The organism is Enterobacter sp. 61D5, from assembly GCF_034107965.1.
GTDB classification, from domain to species: Bacteria; Pseudomonadota; Gammaproteobacteria; order Enterobacterales; family Enterobacteriaceae; genus Enterobacter; species Enterobacter cloacae_M.
The window spans coordinates 1-455 of the sequence record NZ_JAWNFK010000053.1 but is presented as its reverse complement, the minus strand read 5'-3'; the positions used below and the strand labels follow the sequence as shown (position 1 = coordinate 455).

The 455-nt window shown below is 40.9% G+C and carries 1 protein-coding gene; it reads right to left on the bottom strand.

Going from position 1 to position 455, the window contains the following annotated elements:
- Nucleotides 1–62: 62 nt before the first annotated feature.
- Nucleotides 63–362, bottom strand: a complete 300-nt coding sequence (locus tag UTM25_RS22500) for a colicin immunity domain-containing protein (RefSeq protein WP_168112401.1) — start codon at nt 360–362, stop codon at nt 63–65.
- Nucleotides 363–455 lie beyond the last annotated feature (93 nt).

The window sequence follows — 455 nt, the reverse complement described above, 5'->3', positions numbered from 1 at the left end:
TACCGGGGCGGGGTCAGTCCAGTCAGCCAATGAATAACCCTTTGTTATCATTATTAACTGCGTTAAGCGAGTATGGCGTTTTCCCAGGATATTTTAAGGTTTGATACCTCATTTAGTAATTCCTCATCATTTAAATCATCCTCGTCGATTAACTCAGGGTCTGAGCAGTAAGAATCGACCAATGAGAAAACTGAGTCAAAAAACCTCTGAGTGACGATATCGGCATTTTTGATATCCGATGAATCCCTGTAGGTTCGCCATGCGACGGAGTATTTTTGTTCAAAATCCGGAGCTGCAATTTGACCCAATGTAAATGCTTCAATAAGACTCAAAATCGCTGATTCATTTTGATTAAAAGACATTTCCATTACCTATTAAGTCGGTTGATTGAGTATCTGACAGCTTCCATCCGGATATGAAGTTGCCATCTGGTTGGTAGAGTCTTAGGACGTGGT

Excerpts from the sequence above, each read along its gene's own strand:
- UTM25_RS22500 (WP_168112401.1), bottom strand. The coding sequence starts at position 362 with ATGTCTTTTAATCAAAATGAATCAGCGATTTTGAGTCTTATTGAAGCA.